Origin of the sequence: Rheinheimera soli, from assembly GCF_031457405.1 — a bacterium.
Lineage (GTDB): Bacteria > Pseudomonadota > Gammaproteobacteria > Enterobacterales > Alteromonadaceae > Pararheinheimera > Pararheinheimera soli_A.
Map to the genome: position 1 here is coordinate 77394 of NZ_JAVDWR010000004.1, position 18021 is coordinate 95414.

20 protein-coding genes and 1 riboswitch are annotated in these 18021 nt (G+C 46.4%); of the genes, 11 read left to right on the forward strand and 9 right to left on the reverse strand.

Features of this window, described 5'->3' with window-relative positions:
- Window positions 1-39: 39 nt before the first annotated feature.
- From J2W69_RS08345 to J2W69_RS08355, 3 genes are all read right to left on the reverse strand, one after another.
- A complete protein-coding gene (locus J2W69_RS08345; protein WP_310276643.1) occupies window positions 40-357 on the reverse strand; it encodes a hypothetical protein in 318 nt (105 codons plus the stop codon).
- A gap of 87 nt (window positions 358-444) precedes the next feature.
- Window positions 445-1281 (reverse strand): mechanosensitive ion channel family protein, encoded by an 837-nt coding sequence (locus J2W69_RS08350; protein ID WP_310276646.1) that lies wholly within the window; start codon window positions 1279-1281, stop codon window positions 445-447.
- A complete protein-coding gene (locus J2W69_RS08355; protein WP_310276649.1) occupies window positions 1278-2093 on the reverse strand; it encodes a DUF432 domain-containing protein in 816 nt (271 codons plus the stop codon). The genes J2W69_RS08350 and J2W69_RS08355 overlap by 4 nt, the downstream gene beginning before the upstream one ends.
- A 290-nt stretch (window positions 2094-2383) precedes the next feature.
- Between J2W69_RS08355 and mgtE the strand changes: the two genes are divergently transcribed.
- The 5 genes from mgtE (at window position 2384) to J2W69_RS08380 (ending at window position 7777) form a co-directional block, all read left to right on the forward strand.
- Complete coding sequence (mgtE, locus tag J2W69_RS08360; RefSeq protein ID WP_310276651.1) at window positions 2384-3733, forward strand: magnesium transporter; 1350 nt, start codon at window positions 2384-2386, stop codon at window positions 3731-3733.
- Window positions 3734-3804: 71 nt separating this feature from the next.
- Window positions 3805-3904: riboswitch (TPP riboswitch) on the forward strand.
- 43 nt (window positions 3905-3947) lie between these two features.
- Window positions 3948-6047 carry a TonB-dependent receptor gene (locus tag J2W69_RS08365; RefSeq protein ID WP_310276655.1) on the forward strand — a complete coding sequence of 700 codons (2100 nt, stop codon included), beginning with the start codon at window positions 3948-3950 and terminating at the stop codon, window positions 6045-6047.
- Between the two features lie 10 nt (window positions 6048-6057).
- Window positions 6058-6309 carry a YkoF family thiamine/hydroxymethylpyrimidine-binding protein gene (locus J2W69_RS08370; RefSeq protein ID WP_008899975.1) on the forward strand — a complete coding sequence of 84 codons (252 nt, stop codon included), beginning with the start codon at window positions 6058-6060 and terminating at the stop codon, window positions 6307-6309.
- The gene (gene pnuC / locus J2W69_RS08375; protein ID WP_310276658.1) at window positions 6303-6929 is read left to right on the forward strand and encodes a nicotinamide riboside transporter PnuC; all 627 of its coding nucleotides are present in this window, start codon (window positions 6303-6305) and stop codon (window positions 6927-6929) included. The genes J2W69_RS08370 and pnuC overlap by 7 nt, the downstream gene beginning before the upstream one ends.
- Window positions 6884-7777, forward strand: a complete 894-nt coding sequence (locus tag J2W69_RS08380; RefSeq protein ID WP_310276661.1) for a phosphotransferase — start codon at window positions 6884-6886, stop codon at window positions 7775-7777. Before pnuC ends, J2W69_RS08380 begins: the two co-directional genes overlap by 46 nt.
- A 4-nt stretch (window positions 7778-7781) precedes the next feature.
- Here J2W69_RS08380 and J2W69_RS08385 read toward each other — a convergent pair whose 3' ends face one another.
- Window positions 7782-7964: a hypothetical protein gene (locus J2W69_RS08385; RefSeq protein WP_008899972.1), complete on the reverse strand. Its 183-nt coding sequence runs from the start codon at window positions 7962-7964 to the stop codon at window positions 7782-7784.
- A gap of 802 nt (window positions 7965-8766) precedes the next feature.
- Between J2W69_RS08385 and J2W69_RS08390 the strand changes: the two genes are divergently transcribed.
- Genes J2W69_RS08390 through J2W69_RS08415 form a run of 6 tightly spaced genes read left to right on the forward strand, consistent with a single transcriptional unit; the run spans window position 8767 to window position 14555 of the window.
- Window positions 8767-11565, forward strand: coding sequence for a monovalent cation/H+ antiporter subunit A (locus J2W69_RS08390; protein WP_310276666.1), 2799 nt, complete (start codon window positions 8767-8769; stop codon window positions 11563-11565).
- Window positions 11565-11921, forward strand: a complete 357-nt coding sequence (locus J2W69_RS08395) for a Na+/H+ antiporter subunit C (protein ID WP_008899970.1) — start codon at window positions 11565-11567, stop codon at window positions 11919-11921. Before J2W69_RS08390 ends, J2W69_RS08395 begins: the two co-directional genes overlap by 1 nt.
- Entirely contained in the window at window positions 11918-13408 is a 1491-nt protein-coding gene (locus J2W69_RS08400; protein WP_310276670.1) for a monovalent cation/H+ antiporter subunit D, read from the forward strand. Before J2W69_RS08395 ends, J2W69_RS08400 begins: the two co-directional genes overlap by 4 nt.
- Window positions 13408-13917, forward strand: coding sequence for a Na+/H+ antiporter subunit E (locus J2W69_RS08405; RefSeq protein ID WP_310276673.1), 510 nt, complete (start codon window positions 13408-13410; stop codon window positions 13915-13917). Before J2W69_RS08400 ends, J2W69_RS08405 begins: the two co-directional genes overlap by 1 nt.
- Window positions 13917-14186 (forward strand): K+/H+ antiporter subunit F, encoded by a 270-nt coding sequence (locus J2W69_RS08410; protein ID WP_310276675.1) that lies wholly within the window; start codon window positions 13917-13919, stop codon window positions 14184-14186. The genes J2W69_RS08405 and J2W69_RS08410 overlap by 1 nt, the downstream gene beginning before the upstream one ends.
- A gap of 36 nt (window positions 14187-14222) precedes the next feature.
- On the forward strand, window positions 14223-14555 hold the full coding sequence (locus J2W69_RS08415) for a Na+/H+ antiporter subunit G (protein ID WP_310276678.1): 333 nt from the start codon (window positions 14223-14225) through the stop codon (window positions 14553-14555).
- A gap of 20 nt (window positions 14556-14575) precedes the next feature.
- On the opposite strand, the gene J2W69_RS08420 is transcribed toward J2W69_RS08415, so the two are convergent.
- The 5 genes from J2W69_RS08420 to J2W69_RS08440 are packed head-to-tail and all read right to left on the reverse strand — an operon-like array spanning window position 14576 to window position 17985.
- Entirely contained in the window at window positions 14576-14854 is a 279-nt protein-coding gene (locus tag J2W69_RS08420) for an HPr family phosphocarrier protein (protein WP_310276681.1), read from the reverse strand.
- The gene (gene rapZ, locus J2W69_RS08425) at window positions 14844-15701 is read right to left on the reverse strand and encodes an RNase adapter RapZ (protein WP_008899964.1); all 858 of its coding nucleotides are present in this window, start codon (window positions 15699-15701) and stop codon (window positions 14844-14846) included. Before rapZ ends, J2W69_RS08420 begins: the two co-directional genes overlap by 11 nt.
- A complete protein-coding gene (gene ptsN, locus J2W69_RS08430) occupies window positions 15698-16153 on the reverse strand; it encodes a PTS IIA-like nitrogen regulatory protein PtsN (RefSeq protein ID WP_310276686.1) in 456 nt (151 codons plus the stop codon). Before ptsN ends, rapZ begins: the two co-directional genes overlap by 4 nt.
- 25 nt (window positions 16154-16178) lie before the next feature.
- A complete protein-coding gene (hpf, locus tag J2W69_RS08435) occupies window positions 16179-16466 on the reverse strand; it encodes a ribosome hibernation promoting factor (RefSeq protein ID WP_008899962.1) in 288 nt (95 codons plus the stop codon).
- A 25-nt stretch (window positions 16467-16491) separates the two neighbouring features.
- Window positions 16492-17985, reverse strand: a complete 1494-nt coding sequence (locus J2W69_RS08440) for an RNA polymerase factor sigma-54 (RefSeq protein ID WP_310276689.1) — start codon at window positions 17983-17985, stop codon at window positions 16492-16494.
- Between the last annotated feature and the right edge of the window lie 36 nt (window positions 17986-18021).

Here is an 18021-nt window from a genome sequence, read left to right on the forward strand (position 1 = left end):
AGAACAGTGTTGTTCTCAGTCTGAACAAGGAAAACAGGCTTATTTTGAAGCAGCTTTAATAGCTTCAATCTGTTTTTCAGACAAACGGATGGCACTACCTGGATAAGGTTTTCCCATAGGGTAATCCCAGGCTTTTGGTCGTGTTTCAGCTACCACTTCTTTAAACGCATTGCAGACTTTTTTAGAGGGAGTATCTCCAAGCTTTTTGGCGTAAGCGTCTAACATTCTGCTGTCAACACCTTCATTGGCCAGTACACAATAGCCTTCAGTTGAATAGACGACTTCTTCTGCAGCTACAGTGGCAGAAGCTGTTCCCAAGCAAAATAATGCAACACAAATTTTATTTATATTTTTCATATGAGTCCTTGATTTAACTACACTTACCAAATTAGTGGGTAAGCCAGATTAACTCTAGGACAGTTTCAGCACTTTGCCAGTTTATCCTTAGGTTTTGTCATGTCGGTTTTGCTGCAACAGCTCTACAGTGTCTTTGCTCAGGTTAAGATCTCGCTGTGGGAAAGGTATTTCTATCCCCTGCTGCTCAAAAGCTATTTTGATTTCTCCCAGTAACGAAGTACGCAGCTCCCGATAATTTTCTTTTCTGGCCCAGACAGAAAACTGTAAATCCAATGAGGATTCAGCAAAACTTAAAAACTGAAATACAGGGATGGGTTCATCCAGGCTTAAAGGGTTTTGCTCTGCAATCTGCAACAGCACTTGCCGTACCTGGCTGATGTCTTCTTTGTAGGCTACACCAATTTTTATGTCGAGCCGACGTATAGGAAAGCGGGTTAAGTTCGTCACTTCTGTTTTGATCAGGCTTTCATTTGGTATACGGACAAAAAGATTATCGAAGGTACGCAATTTAATGGATAGCAGGTCTATCGATAAAATTTCGCCAGTGGTGTTACCTACCTTAATGGTATCGCCAATCTGAAAAGGCCGCTCACCGATTAAAAATAAGCCACTGATCAGGTTTGATACTGAGGTTTGAGAGGCGAAACCTATAGCGACAGATAAAACACCGGCAGCACCAAGTAATACCCCTAAGTTAAACCCCAACTGTTTTAAAGCGCTGGCAATAAACAAGGCCAGTACCAGCCAGTACACCAAGCGACGGTTTAAAGTGGCATGGTGTTGACTGAATCGCTTCAGGCACACTTTGTATGTGGTACGGGCTGCTATACCTGCGACTAAAAAACCAACAATGATCAGCACTGTAGCCTGCATCAGGGAAAAAAACTTTTCAGAACCCAGATAATTCATCAGTTGTTCTATCATGAGCCGCTCCTGCTCGCCGAATGGCTAAATAAGTCACTGAAAGCCCGGAACAGGCCATGTTTTTCCATATACAAACGAGGTTTGGCCAAACGCTCTGCACCATCTGAACCAGCTGGCATTTTTTTACTGATTTGTAATTTACTCATCTCTGCATCGTCCTGATGGTCCAATATCACCTGATCTGTCCACAAGCTGCCATCAATAAGGCCATATAAGGATAAATAAGGCACAGGTAAGCTGAGTTTTTCGATACTCATCATCTGGCTGGAATTATTTTTGACTGAGACAGGGGTAACAGCTCTGTGTACTCTTTTTGGCAGTTCTTCTTTGCTTTGTCGGGCCTGAGTTTTATCGGCATAACATAACTCACCAACCTGAGTATTAGGGCCAAACCAGGTATCTGATAAACGTAATGTCTGTACTTCCTTCAATAACAAAGTGGGTTGCTGCAATTCAATACGAATACTGACAGGGCTACTGATGTAAAACGTCACTTGCTCACCTGGTGGTACATAGACAGGCTGATGAGTTCTGACCACCACAGGCCGATCTGCCAGCAGGGGTTTTAAACAAAATTGCACAGGCTCATTTTCAAACACAAAGCGGCTGGCCTGGCGATGTTGTGGCCACTGGGTCAGCAGTTGTGATTCCGCATGCTGATGTTCTGCCTGTGTCAGCAGCTCTGTAGCAAGCCGCCACTCTCCGGCCTTACGCTGCAAAAATATCTGTAAAGGTCCAAGCAAAATTTTACAGCTTTGTTCATTCAGCAGGGTTTGGGGTTGCCACCAAAGCGCCTGATTTTCAGCAAACATGCACAATCCTTGCAGCGAAAGAGTACGGGCAGAATTTAATCGCGCACTAATGACCGCTATTAAGTTGAGGTTAAGTGGTTACAGGAGTAAAATGATGCGCGTTTTTTACTGTATCAGCAATAAGTTAAGCTGATATTCCTGCCTAATCATGAAAAGAAAGGAGAGTTCCGTTTTTATGGACCTTCCCAGTCACAGGCCTGGCCTGACACATAACTTAGCATTGTAGTTTTGCTGTAGACCGCTGGTTTGTCCTGACCTTGCGACTACGGCCCGTAGTTCGAGGTGATACCATGGAACCTTTAGTTCTGATCCATACATTACGTGCCGCTCTTGAAAGTGGCGATTTATCTGTGTTGTCCGTTCGTTTGGCTGATACTCACGCCGCTGATTTAGCTGGCGCTTTGGCTGAGTTTTCCACTGAGCATTTGTGGCAACTGTTAAGCTGTTTTCCGTTAAGCACACAAGCCGATGTATTCAGCTATTTACCTGAAGATCAGCAAGTTGAGCTGGCCCATAATGTCAGCCGACAGGATTTTATGCCCGTGATCCGGCAGATGTCATCAGATGAAAGAGCTGACTTATTTAATCAGCTGTCTGGTGCACAAAAACAAGCCTTGTTACCCGCCTTGGCGCAAGCTGAGCGTGATGATGTATTGAGTTTATCTGCGTATTCTGAAGGCACAGCAGGTGCCATTATGAGCTCAGATTACGCCATGCTGTCGCCGCGGCTGACCGTGAGTGCGGCTATTGAAGTACTTCGCAATGAAGCACCGGATAAAGAAACCATTTACCTGTCGTATGTGGTGGATCAGGACCGCACTTTAATAGGTGCTTTGTCTTTACGTGAATTAATTCTGGCGCCTACTTATGCGCTGGTTGATGACGTGATGAAACATGATCCTATTCATGTCAAAGTCGATACGGCGCAGGAAGAAGTGGCCACGCTCGTGGCTAAATATGACTTGATAGCTATTCCGGTGGTGAATGCACAAGGCCAGTTAGTAGGTATTGTCACTCACGATGACGCAATGGACGTAGCCGCAGCTGAAGCCACTGAAGACTTTCACAAAACCGCCACTATAGGCAAGCTGGAAGGCAGTGTAAAAGATGCCAAAATCAGTTTGTTATACCGCAAACGTGTGGTCTGGCTGGTGGTGCTGGTGTTTGGCAATATTTTCTCAGGCGCAGGTTTAGCTGCTTTTGAGCAGATTATTTCTGAACATATAGCTCTGTTGTTTTTCCTGCCATTGCTTATTGCCAGTAGCGGTAACGCCGGTGCTCAGGCTGGTACTTTAATGGTGCGGGCTTTAGCCACTGGGGATATTAAATTAAGGCACTGGGGCAAGATGCTGGGTAAAGAAGTACTGGTGGCTGGTTTATTAGGTATGACTATGGCACTAGCTGTCTACGCGCTGGGTTACTGGCGTGGTGGTTTGGACATAGCGCTAGTGGTCGCTGCCACTATGCTGATTGTGGTGTTGGTGGGCAGTTTAGTTGGCTTGTCTTTACCCTTTTTACTCAGCCGTTTTGGTATGGACCCTGCAACCGCCAGCGGACCTCTTATTACGTCCATCGCCGATGTGGCTGGTGTAGTGATTTATTTCTCTATTGCCAGCTGGTATTTACCTGCTTTGGTTTAATTCGTAAGCCAGATCTGTATAAAGTTACAGATCTGGCAATTGCCTGTCTGAAAAAAAGCCGTTACACTCCGCCGCGAACCAAGGGGTGCTTTTAGCTGAGACGCCGTCATACGCGAACCCTTCGAACCTGATCCGGATCATACCGGCGGAGGGATGGTACTTCTGTATTCCTTTTGCTTTGGTGATCCTACTTTTCGATATGGAGTAGAATCATATGTCTCGAGTTTCCTGTTTGTCTTTGGCCATTCTGGCCGCGTTATCCACAACTGTGAGTGCTGAAGAGAACCCTGCGTCCGAACAGGCTGTCGAACGTATTCTGGTGCAGGGCGATTTCCGTCAAGAGCAACTGCAAAAACTGCCAGGCAGTATTCTGGTGCTGAGTCAGCAGGATATCAGCCGTCAGAATGCCCAGCATTTAGATGATTTATTGCAGCAAGCCGCCAATGTGAACTTTTCAGCTGGTGCTTCCCGTGGCCGTTTTTTACAAATTCGTGGTATAGGCGAGCGCAGTGAGTTTGTCGACAGCATCAACCCTTCAGTAGGTGTATTGATTGACGGCATTGATTATTCGGCTTTAGGTGTCAGCTCTTTAGCTGATGTGCAGCAAGTTGAAATTTTCCGTGGCCCGGAAGCGACCCGTTTTGGTGCCAATGCGATGGCCGGTATGCTGAATTTAACCTCCAATGCACCCAGCTTCAATAGCGAAGGCCAGCTCAATGCCACCCTGGCAAATTACGATAGTTATCAAGTAGCTGGCGCCTACAGCACTGCAATAAACGAGCAGTGGGCTTATCGGGTGGCTGTGGATCATCAAAGCTCAGATGGTTTTATCGACAATATCTTTTTAAACCGTGACGATACCAATCATATTGACGAAACCTCGGCCCGCGCTGCGCTGCGTTATCTGGCAAGCAAAGATCTGACGCTGGATTTTATTGCTCACTACCGCGATATCCACAATGGCTACGATGCGTTTTCATTGGATCGTAACCGCTCCACCTTATCGGATAAGCCTGGCCAGGACTTACAACAAAGCCGGGCTTTAGCGATAAAAGCCGATTATCAGGGCCTCAATTGGGCCAATGTCTATACGCAACTCAGCGGTCTGACGGCAGATACTGACTATGGTTTTGATGAGGACTGGAGCTTTGAAGGTATTCATCCTGATGGTTATGCCACTGAAGACCGCTATTTACGGGTACGCGATCAGTGGAGTCTGGAGCAACGCTTTTTAGGCAAAGATCAGACGGACTGGGTTGCCGGCTGGTATGCCAGTGGTCAGAAAACTGAGCTGGAGCGCCAGTTCTGGAACTGGGACTTATGGCAGGCCGCGCAGTTTTTCAGTGATTTTAAACGCCAGAACCTGGCATTGTTTGGCGAGTGGTCCACAGATTTAGGTGATGGCTGGAGTTTAACTTCGGGCGCCCGTGCTGAACGTTATGATGATGAGTACAGTGACAGCAATGGCATCACCCAGCAAAACAATGAGCTGATGTGGGGTGGAAAACTCAGTTTAAGCTTAGCGCTGACGGATTCAACCAGTTTGTATCTGCTGGGATCACGAGGTTACAAAGCCGGTGGTGTGAATGGTGAAGCATTAGGCAAAGCTTTGGGCAGTGGCTCTGAAGAAATGTCAGACTACTTAAACAGTAAAGCTAATTTTTCGCCTGAAACCTTGTGGAATGCTGAATTTGGCGTCAAAGGCAGCTCTGCGGATCAGACTATTGTCAGTCGAGTGGCGGTATTTGCCATGTGGCGTGATGATATGCAGGTGAACAGCTGGGTAACACGAGATCAGTCTTTTGTCGGTTTTATTGATAATGCCGCTTCAGGCCGCAATCATGGGCTGGAATTGGAAAGCCGTGTTCAACTGACAGATAGCTGGACTTTATTCGCCAATGCCGCCTGGCTTGAAAGTGAAATCCGTGGTTTTATCACTGAAGAGGGTGTAGATAAAACCGGTCGCGATCAGGCCCATGCGCCGCACTACCAATACAGTGTCAACAGTGAGTGGTTACTGACGACTGATTTAAGTTTTAATCTGGGGTTGCAAAGCAAAGCCGCTTTTTATTATTCCGACAGTCACGACGCGCGTTCAGAGCAAATGCACTTAGTGAATTTACGTTTGCAGTACCAGTGGGATCAAGTTCAGTTGGCTATATGGAGCCGTAATGCTCTGGATGAAGAATACGGAGTACGGGGCTTTTACTTTGATAACGATCCACGGGATGGTTGGAGCAATGGCACAGAAAAAGTTTATGAACAATTGGGTGAACCACGCCGTATAGGTATCACCGCCAGCTACCAGTTTTAAAGGGTGAATCATGAAATTATCTATTGAAATCAGTAAGTACCCACTAACCAGTGACTATATAGAGCCTATAAAAGGTTTTATCGAATTACTGAACAGCAATCCAAATGTACTGGTGATCACCAATACATTAAGCACTCAGGTGTTTGGTGATTACGACGAAGTGATGGCGTTGTTACAACAAGGTATTCGCTGGTCTTTTGAGACCTATGGCAAAGTGGTGTTTGTGGTGAAATTTTTGCACGGTGATTTACGGCCATGTTAGACGCATGGCTGCAGGTATTTAGCGGCTGGAAAACGCTGACTCAGCTTGAGCTTGCAGCTACCTTGCTGGCGCTGGCTTATGTGCTGCTGGCGATGAAACAAAGCTTATGGTGTTGGCCAGCCGCTTTGCTCAGCACTTTGTTGTACACCCATATTATGTGGCATTCGGCTTTGTTATCTGATGCCTTACTGCAGGTGTATTACGCTGGTATGGCGCTTTACGGCTGGTACAGCTGGCGGCAACAACAGCTACAACTGCCCGCCGGACAGTCGGGCATGACTGAATGGTCAGCTGGCACCCATCTGAATTTAATTGGCGGTACAGCGATCTGTGGATTGCTGCTGGGGTATTTGATGGAGCAATACACTGATGCAGATTTTGCGTACATAGATGCACAAACGACAGCCTTTAGCGTCATGACGACCTATCTGGTGGCGCGTAAAGTGGTGTCTAACTGGTTGTATTGGGTGGTGATCGACGCCATCTGTATTTATGTATATATACAAAAACATCTGTATTTTACGACTGCACTTTTTGTACTCTATACCATTATCGCTTTGGTCGGATTTTTTGTATGGCGCAACAGTTACCAGCAACAACAGCAGATGAACCCCGCCTGATCTGGCATTTATGCCAGCAACTGGAGTTTTTTGCTGATCACGAGCCGTTGTTGCTAAAGCAACTGACACAAGGAAAAAGAACCAGCTCCTATCAGGTGCACACCAACAGAGGCCATTATGTGCTGCGACATTATGGTCCTTCGGTTCTGGGAGTGTGCCGCCAGCAGGAGTTACGTTGTCAGCATGCGGCCGCTGCTGCTGGTTTAGCGCCGGCACCTTTGTGCCTGAATAACCATCAGCGTATGTTGATCACCGAATTTCTGCCTGAAGCTCAAAGCCCTTCAGTGGCTTATATTCGGCAGAATATTCCGGCTTTAGCCCAAAAGCTGGCCACTTTACATCAATTACCAGTACAAACTGCTGTGCTGGATCCCTGGCTGTATTTACAGCAATTAAGAATCCAGCTGGAACCCTATTGGACGGCCGAAGCGCAAACTATCTGGTTGCCATTGATCACCGCGGCCCGCGATTTACAGTATTTTCAGGCAGACATAGGTTTATGTCATATGGACTTGCATGGGCAAAATTTGTTGCTCTGGCAACAGAAACTATGGCTGATTGATTTTGAATACTGCCAGTTGGCGGATGTGGTGTTTGATTTAGTGGCTTTGACAGTGCAGTTTGATTTATCAGAGGCAGAACAACAGCTGCTACTGGACAGTTACAGAGCAGTCAGAGGTTCGGCCTGCAGTGTACAGTTACTGGAAAAAGTGGCGCTGGCGAAAATAGTGTATTCAGGTTTTTGTTGGTTGTGGTACTGGCAAGAAGAGCTGGACAATCAGGACCCCAGACACAAACAAGCCGCAGCAGACTGTTACCAGCTTTTACAGCGGCTTGTTCAGAGCTAGGGTTTTACAGTCCGCCCAAACGCTCGGCCAGAATTTTGTAACGTTTTACATCTTCTTCATCAAACAGAGGTTTGCCTTCATCATCCTTGCCGTTGGCGACTAACAGATTTTCGCGTGCCAGACGTTCAACACGGATCTCCTGAATACCTAAAAAGGCGGCGACTTCTGCAACGTTAAGTATTGCCATAATGAGTTCCTGCAGTAATTATTTTAATTAATTTAAGCTGATATTTTTATTTTAGTGAATAAAGTTTACCAAGCACTGATGTTTTACTTAGTTTTTTCCAGCGTGACAACTGATGTAGCTGTTAATTTTGTGTTTTTTTCGAATTTTTTGTGTTTTATGCCCACCAGATTGTATTTCATTTACAACAGTCAGTTTATAGTCGGATTTAGTGATCAGACCTATGCTGGCTTTTGACTTATTATCTTCGTTTTATTCTGTCACTCGCCTGTCTGGAAAGAAACAACAGGCTCTATGTATACCAAACTGGTATAACAAACTGAACTAACTGATAATTTTTGTGTGCTTGTCATCACTTTTACATAGATTTGAACTATGGTAAATAACAAAACCCAGATCCGATGAGCAACACTCTGCACCTGAGTCTTTCGTATGAAAGCTTCTGCCATAGCTTTGGTTTGATACATTAATTTTCTGCTCAGGCGCCTCTCTGGAACACACTTCACCAGCGTGGTAACACTTCATAGTCAGGCCAGATTTTTGTTAGTGCAGAGCAAGCATTAAGTTGTTATGGATCAGCGATATAATGCCTCTGATCCTTGTTTTTATCCACTTCAGCTTGTCACAGACCAGAACGTCTGGACAGCTGGTATGCGGACAGGTATAAAGTACGGCATGTAAAATTTTCAGGGCATTTAACCCTCTGTCAGGCGCAAGGCGTTTTTGTTGCTTGCCAAATTGCTCAGGGTGTTTTCTTTGCTACTACAAGTGAACACAACTCAGCCCGCTAAGAGGATGTAAGTACATGATTGAGCTTTTGTTGATAGTCTTATTTCCTTTGATCGGCTCTTTAGTGCCAGTACTGACAGCGCGATGGTCACGCAGTTACAGTGCCCTTGCTACCGCTTTATTACCCCTGGCCGCTTTAGCTTTAGTATTGCAGCTTGCGCCAGCTGTATTCGCTGGTGAAACTTTATTTTACCGATTGCCTTGGGTCGAAGCTTTGGGCTTGTCTGTAAGCTTTCGGCTGGATGGCCTGTCACTTCTGTTTCTGTTTTTGATCCTTGGCATTGGTTTGCTGATCATCCTATACGCCCGTTATTACTTGTCTGAAAAAGATTCGATGGCGCGGTTTTATGGCTTTTTAATGCTGTTTATGACGGCCATGCTGGGCATAGTGTTGTCGAATAACCTGCTGCAGTTATGGGTGTTTTGGGAGCTGACCAGTATCAGTTCCTTTTTGTTAATCAGTTTCTGGTGGCACAGACCGGATGCACGCTTAGGCGCCCGCATGGCGTTGATGATCACAGGTTTTGGTGGTTTAGCCTTGCTTGCCGGTATCTTATTAATTGGCAATGTTTTAGGTAGTTTTGAGCTGGATGTGGTGTTGTCTCAGGCCGCAGTGTTGCAACAGCATTCGTTGTATCCGGTGATTTTAATACTGGTCTTGCTGGGCGCTTTTACCAAATCAGCGCAGTTTCCGTTTCACTTCTGGCTGCCCAATGCGATGTCGGCACCAACCCCTGTCAGCGCTTACCTGCATTCAGCCACTATGGTGAAAGCGGGCATCTTTTTATTGGCCCGGATGTATCCGTTATTAGCTGGTACAGATTTATGGTTTTTAATGGTCACTATCACCGGCATGACCACGCTGCTGGTAGGTGCTTATCTGGCGTTGTTTCAGCATGATTTAAAAGGCTTGCTGGCGTATTCCACCATCAGCCACTTAGGTTTGATTACGTTACTCTTTGGATTAGGCACGGATCTGGCTGCGGTCGCAGCTATTTTCCATATTATCAATCACGCTATTTTTAAAGCCTCTCTGTTTATGGCCGCGGGCATTATTGACCATGAGTCAGGTTCGCGTGATATGCGAAAACTCAATGGCCTCTGGCAATTTATGCCCGTGACCGCCACGCTTGCCATGGTGGCTTCAGCGTCAATGGCGGGTGTGCCTTTACTCAATGGCTTCTTATCCAAAGAGATGTTTTTTGCCGAAACTCTGCATCAGGAAGTATTGGGGGCTTTATCCTGGCTGATCCCTGTGCTGGCTACAGTTGCTGCAACTTTGTCGGTGGCATATTCAGCCCGCTTTATTCACGATGTGTTTTTTAACGGTCAACCCAAGGGGTTGCCCCGTACTCCCCATGAGCCGCCTCGTTATATGAGGGTACCGGTTGAAGTGCTGGTTGCACTTTGTATTCTGGTGGGACTGGCTCCTGCCTATGTAGTAGGGGATTTATTAGCTGTGGCGTCCACCGCAGTCTTAGCTGGCCCTTTACCTGTCTACAGTTTGTCGATTTGGCATGGTATTAATTTACCTTTAATGATGAGTGTATTGGCTCTGACTCTGGGTATTTTGTTGTATTTCAACCGCAAGCATCTGTTTCGTTTTCAGGCTGAGCTGCCAGAGCTGAACCCGCTGCAGTTTTTTGAAGTAAAAATTAATGCCTTAGTAGGCTTTGCGAAAAAATGGCATCATCGGTTTGAGTCGGCGACGCTGCAACGTTATTTAATGTGGATGTTTGTGATAGTGGCGATGTTGTTGATTTGGCCTTTGCAGCAAATGGGACAATTTACTCAACACAACGCCATGCAAAAGCCTGATACGCTGATGTTTGCTGCCACTTTTGTCGCAGCTATAGCGGCCATAGCGACTGTGTTATGTCAGCGTCAGCGCTTATTATCTTTAGTGATGATTTCTATTGTAGGTTTAGTGGTCACGCTCATTTTTGTGCGTTTCTCAGCACCGGATCTGGCTTTAACTCAGTTGTCGGTGGAAGTGGTGACTATAGTGCTGTTGATGTTAGCGCTCTTTTTCCTGCCACATAAAATCAATAGGGCATCCAACGCAGGCCGGCTGATCCGAGACGGTGCTATAGCGTCCATCTGTGGTGTGGTGATTGGCAGTTTAAGTTATGCCCTGATGCTGGAACCGCAACAACGTATTTCAGACTTTTTCCTCGCCAATTCTAAAATTGGCGGTGGCGGCTATAACGTAGTCAATGTGATCCTGGTCGACTTCCGTGGTTTTGATACCCTGGGCGAAATTACAGTTTTGGGTATTGCTGCTTTGGGTATATTTAAACTGCTGACCCGTTTGCCTTTATTCAGGTCAAGCTCTGATGCGGAAGGGCGACAATGGGCTCTGGATAAACACCCTATGTTGTTGGCTGTGGTGTCACAAGCTTTGTTGCCTTTGGCCTTGTTAGTGTCGGTTTATATTTTCTTCCGTGGTCACAACTTACCTGGTGGCGGATTTGTGGCAGGTTTAATAACGGCTATAGCCATTATTTTACAGTATGTGGCACAAGGGGTGGACTGGGTACGTGAACGTTTAACATTGGACTATCATCGTCTGGTTGCGGCTGGTGTGCTGATCTCCACCTTGACTGGTGTCGCCAGTTGGGCCTTTGGACGACCCTTTTTAACCTCCTGGTTTGATTATTTCCAACTGCCACTTTTTGGTGAAATTGAACTGGCCAGTGCCATTGCTTTTGATTTAGGGGTTTATCTGACGGTAGTAGGGGCAACTTTGATGATCTTGGCCAATTTAGGCAAAATGACCACTGAACACAGACCTGTAATTAGGGGGCAAAGCTAATGGAATTATTGGTTGCTATTATTATAGGTGTGCTTACCTGTTGCGCTGTGTTTCTGATTTTACGGGCCAGAACCTTTGCTGTGATGCTGGGCTTGACCATGTTGTCCTATGCAGTGAATTTATTCATTTTTTCCAGCGGTGGATTAAAAATAGGGGCCGGTGCTGTGCTCAACGCCACTGAAGAATATGCCGACCCGCTGCCGCAGGCTCTGGTGCTGACGGCTATTGTGATTGGTTTTGCGATGACAGCTTTTCTGGTGGTGTTGTCTATCCGCGCCCGTGCTGATTTAGGTAATGATCATGTGGATGGTAAATTACCCGTAGCGAAAAACACCCGGCAGGGAGCTTCGTCATGAACCATCTGATTATTCTGCCGATCATTTGGCCTTTGCTGGTGGCTTTGCTGACCTTGTTGCCTCCTTTTGACCGCAGCTTGTTATTGCGCCGTTATCTGAGTGTTGGTGGCTCCATTGTGTTGTTGTTATTCAGTATTGTGCTGCTGATACAAAGCACCAACAACCCGGCACAGCTCTATCAACTGGGCAATTGGGCTTCACCTTTTGGCATCAGTTTATTGTTGGATCAGGTCAGTAGCCTGATGTTGTGTCTGACGGCTGTACTTGCAGTCGCATCCAGTTTATATGCCAGCAGTGGTGAAGATGAGGGGGGATTTTTCTTTCATTCTTTGCTGCATTTCCAGCTGATGGGTATTAACGGCGCTTTTTTAACTGCAGATTTATTTAACCTTTTTGTATTTTTTGAAGTGCTGCTGATTGCGTCTTACTCTTTGCTTATTCATGGTGGCGGCAAAGCAAAAACCAAAGCGGCTGTGCATTACGTCGTTCTGAATCTGGTGGGGTCCGCCTTATTTTTGTTTGCACTGGCGTTGATCTATGGCGCTTCAGGTACACTGAATATGCTGGACTTAGGCGCTAAAGTCGCGACTTTGTCCGAAACTCAACTGCAGTTATTGCAAGCCGCAGTGGCGCTGCTGCTCGTGGTGTTTGGCTTAAAAGCCGCGGTGATGCCACTGCATTTCTGGTTAGGCAGTGCTTACTCTTCGGTCACGCCAGCCGTGGCTGCTTTGTTTGCCATTATGACCAAAGTAGGTATTTACAGCCTGTTGCGGGTTTTTGCTATGGTGCTACAGGATGCTGGTTTTGTCGCAAGTTGGGTGTTCCCTGTGCTCTGGTGGACAGGGTTGGCCACTATTGTTATGGGGGTGCTGGGCGTTTTAGCCAGTGAAGATTTACGCAAGATGGCCAGTTATCTGGTGGTGGTGTCTGTTGGCTCTTTAGTCGCTATTCTGTCCTTAGGCACGCCTGAGTCCGTGCAGGCCCTGTTGTATTATCTGGTGCACTCAACTCTGGCTACAGCAGCCTTGTTTTTACTGGCCGATCTGATTGCTCATCAGCGTGGCAAAGCCGGAGACCGTTTAGTCAATGGCCGGAAAATTGCCCAGCCTGTGCTGCTTGGTTCCGCCTTTATTGTGGTGGCGCTGAGCATAGTGGGCATGCCGCCATTTTCTGGTTTTATTGGTAAGTTGTTGCTGCTGCAAGCAGTGCCACAAGGCAGCGCCATGTTGTGGTACTGGTCAGCCTTATTAGGCAGCAGTCTGTTGTTGCTGATTGCATTGAGCAGAGCGGGCAGCATTTTATTCTGGCAGGTCGCAGGTACTGATACTGAAGCTCGTATGGCGGGTGGGCGTCGCGGTACAGCCCTGGTGCTGTTGGTGCTGGCGAGCCCTTTGTTAAGTCTGTTTGCTGGGCCTTTAACCGACTGGTGTCAGGCTGCTGCGGCTCAGTTGCAGGCTCTTGCGCATCTCACTCCGGGAGCCTTCTGATGAAATCGCTAAAGAAGTGGTGGCCAACCCCCATTCGTAGTCTGTTTTTATTTTTGGTCTGGCTGTTACTAAATAACAGCGTAGAGTTTTTCCATTTGTTTTTTGGAGTGGTATTGGCCTGGTTAATTCCACAGCTTATCCATAAGTTCCGTCTGGTTCATCCTGGTATGAAAAATCCTGGTGCGGCTATACGTTATGGCCTGATGGTGCTGTGGGATATTGTTGTGGCTAATATGCAGGTGGTGCGGCTGGTGGTGGGGCCGAATAAACGCTTGCGACCTGCCTTTATTAAGGTGCCGCTGGACTTAACAGATAATCTGTCTATTACTTTTTTGGCCAGCACAGTCTCTTTAACGCCAGGTACAGTCAGTGCAGAGGTTTTACCTTTGAATGCAGGTATGGATGAGCCACGTTATTTGCTGGTGCATGTGCTGGATTTAGCCGATGAGGCTGAATTAATCCAGCAGATCAAACAGCGTTACGAAGCTCCATTAAAGGAGATATTTTAATGCTTGATCTGATTTTGCAAGGCTGTTTCTGTGTGGTGGGGCTCGCCTTATTAATGAATTTGTATGCGGCTATTCGTGGACCTTCAGTGATAGACCGCTTATTGGCGCTTGATACTATGTATATCAACAGCATAGCTTTGTTGCTGCTGTACGGTATTTATCTGGGAACCAGCTTGAATTTTGAAGTGGCTTTGCTGATTGCGATGCTGGGTTTTGTCAGTACTGTGGCTGTATGTAAGTTTCTGCTGCGTGGCGATATCATTGAGTAAAGTGCTGAATAAAACACTAAGACTAAGGAGCGAAATATGAGTTGGCTTGAATGGCTGGTGGCGCTGTTGGCTGTGGCAGGATCTTTATTTGTGTTGTTAGGCTCTGTGGCTTTGGTGAAACTACCGGATTTTTATACCCGTTTGCATGGCCCAACCAAAGCTACAACCCTGGGCTTAGGGGCTTTGGTTTTGGCTTCTATCGTCTATTTTAACTTTGTCACAGGGGAGCTGAGTTTACAGCAGCTATTGATCGCTTTATTTTTATTTATTACTGCACCTATTACCGCTCATATGCTGGTGAAGGCGGCGCTGCATTTAAAACTGAAGACCTCTGCACACACCTCAGGAAAACAAAACGCCGATCTCTGAGTAGCGTACTTGCTCTGGTGTTAGTTTTCTTCGTCGAAGCCGTTTTCGATTAAAGCCACTACAGCGGTTAAGGCTTGCTGAGCCTCTGCACCTTGGGTGCAGACTTCCAGAGTTTTACCTTTGCTGCTCGCCAGCATCAATAACGCTAACACGCTACTGGCATCTGCGATCTGGCCTTCCTGTTGTAACTCTATTTTGGCATCAAACTGACGGCATAATTGCACCAGCTTAGTGGCTGCCCTGGCATGTAAACCCAGCTGATTGACTATAGTGACTGTTTTTTGAAATTTATCGGCCATGATGTCTTACTAGCTCTCGGTGACGAATTTGTACATCTTCGCGCTGTAAACGGTAACTTTCAGCCAGAGATTCAGCGATGTACACAGAACGGTGTTGGCCACCGGTGCAGCCAATAGCTATGGTCAGGTAGCTGCGGTTATTGCGCTCTAAATGCGGCAGCCAGGTGCCAATAAACTGATTAATTTGCCAGATATACTGAGCCACTACAGCTTGTGAAGACAGATAGTCCTGCACAGGTTGATCCAGACCCGTCAGAATTTTCAGTTCAGGTTCCCAATGTGGATTCGGTAAAAAGCGCGCATCAAATACATAGTCGGCGTCTTTAGGAATACCGTATTTAAAACCAAAAGATTCAAACAAAATAACCAGCCGGCCAGTTTTTTGCCCCAGGATCCGCTCCCTAAGCTGTTCTGCCAGCTGATGTACGTTCAGCTCTGTGGTATCCAGATATAAATCGGCACGGCTGGAGATAGGGTCCAGCAGCTGCTGTTCGCGTTGTATCGCTTCATCTAGTGACATTGCCTGATGTGACAAAGGATGCAAGCGGCGGGTTTCGCTGAAACGTTTAATTAAGCTGGTATGGTCGGCGTCGAGGTAAAGAATGGTCAGGTCAACTTTGTGCGGCAGATAAGACAGGATATCTGTGAGCTCTTCGGGGTCCTGCGGTAAATTCCGCACATCTATACTGACCGCAACCCGTTCATATTGCCCCATCACCGCATTAGCTAAAGTGGGCAACAAATTGACGGGGATGTTATCTACACAATAATAACCCAGGTCTTCCATCACGCGCAGGGCAACAGATTTGCCCGAACCCGATCGACCGCTGACGACCAGTAACTTCATTTTGCGATCACCTGTTCAGAGCCAGCCATCAGCAACTGATATAAGTCGTGGCTGTTTGCGCTATGACGGATTTTTTTGGTGAAGTCTTTTTGGCTAAGCATCCGGGCTATACCTGATAAGGTGGATAAATGGGTTTGACACTGGTTTTCAGGGATCAGGATGGCACAAAAAATATCCACGGCCTGGTTATCAATAGCATCAAACTGTATTGGATCTTTGCTGACAACAAACACCAGCATAGGCGTGGTGACACTTTTTAATTTGCCATGAGGAATAGCAATACCACCACCAATACCTGTAGAGCCAAGCTTTTCACGGCTCATCAGGGCTTCGAGTATGTTGTACTCAGGAATTTCCGGTAAACGCTGATGTGCCAGTTCAGCTATGTATTCCAGAATGCGTTTTTTACTATTAAAAAGGACCGCACTCTTGGTGCAGTCCTCCGATAACATTGAGCTCAGGTTCATAGTTTCAGAATCAATGACGAGAAATTTTCTCTTTATGTTTAATAACTTGGCGATCCAGTTTGTCGATCAACTGGTCTATCGCAGCGTACATATTTTCGTCTTCCGATACAGCGAATACTTCACCTCCATTGAGGTGCATCTTAGCCTCTGCAATCTGTTTTAATTTTTCCACGTTCAGCACTACATGTACATTATTAATATGATCAAAATGACGTTCAAGTTTGGAAAATTTGCTATCGACGTACTCTTTCAGTGCTTCAGTGATTTCTACATGACGACCAGTTAAGTTGATTTGCATAGACTCTTCCTTCTTTGTAGAGCTGTTAAAGCAAGCTCTTGCGCTGATTAGACGGCGGAATAAACAAGGCTTCACGGTACTTGGCAATGGTTCGCCGTGCGACATTAATTCCTTGTTCTGACAGTATTTCTGCCATCCTGCTATCACTTAAAGGTTTGGCAGGATTTTCCGCCGCCACCAATTTTTTTATAAAGGCGCGGATTGCGGTGGATGAACATTCACCGCCACTCTCTGTACTTACATGACTGGAGAAAAAGAACTTAAGTTCAAATATTCCTCTGGGAGTGTGCATATATTTTTGCGTCGTAACACGGGAAATTGTTGATTCATGCATTCCCACCATTTCAGCTACATCGTTTAATACCATGGGTTTCATGGCTTCTTCGCCGTGCTCAAAAAACGCCTGCTGCTGCTGCACTATGCAGTTGGCGACTTTGAGTAAAGTTTCGTTGCGGCTTTCCAGACTTTTTAAAAACCATTTGGCTTCCTGCAAATGGGAGCGGATAAACTGACCATCGGAGGCGTTACGGGCATTACGTGACATGGCAGCATATTGCTCGTTAATTCTGATCTTTGGCATCGCATCAGGATTTAACTCAACCATCCAGCGTCCTTTAATTTTCGCTACCGATACATCAGGGATCACATACGACTGTTCTTGTCGAATCACATCTGCCCCAGGTCGTGGGTTCAGGCTGTGGATCAGGCGCATCACTTCTTTTAAGTCGTCTTCTTTGAGTTTAGTCACACGCATCAGAGAACGGAAATCTCTGTTCGCTAAAAAGTCAGTATATTCTTTAATAATATGCCGTGTTTCTGTCAGATAAGGTGTTTTTGGGTCAAACTGGCGCAGTTGTACCAATAAACATTCCTGAATAGTGCGGGCACCAACACCTATAGGGTCAAATAACTGGATACGTTTAATCACAGCTTCAACTTCGTCCGCTTCCACATCGGGCATGCCCAAAGACTCAAGAATTTCGTCTGTGTCTATGGTCAGTAAGCCGTTTTCGTCTATGGCTTCGATAATGATTTCGGCAATGGTACGGTCTGTGTCTGAAAAAGGCGTCAGCTGCATTTGCCAGCGTAAATAGTCCTGCAGGGTTTCGCTGGTTTCACCCTGAAATACCGTATCTTCATCCCCGTTGTAATTATTGGCACCTGCCACAGGGGCTGCGCTGACTAAATCATCCCAATGGCTGTCCAGCGGCAGGTCTTCTTTGATGTTTTGCTCGGACATCGCTTCGCTGCTGTCTTTTACCTCAGGCTCATAATGTTCATCATGGCTGCTGTCATAGTCTGGAGCGTCAAACTCAGCGCCGTGATTTAAATCTTTGGAGGAAGGTTCCTGAAATACAGCATAGTCATCTTCAGCTTCCAGCAATGGATTGGCATCCAGAGCTTCCTGAATTTCCTGTTGCAGTTCAATGGTGGACAGTTGCAGCAATTTAATTGCTTGCTGCAATTGAGGAGTCATTGTGAGCTGCTGACCAAGACGAAGTTGCAGAGACGGTTTCATGTACTTCTTATTTTCTCCAAACAACCCTATTCGGAT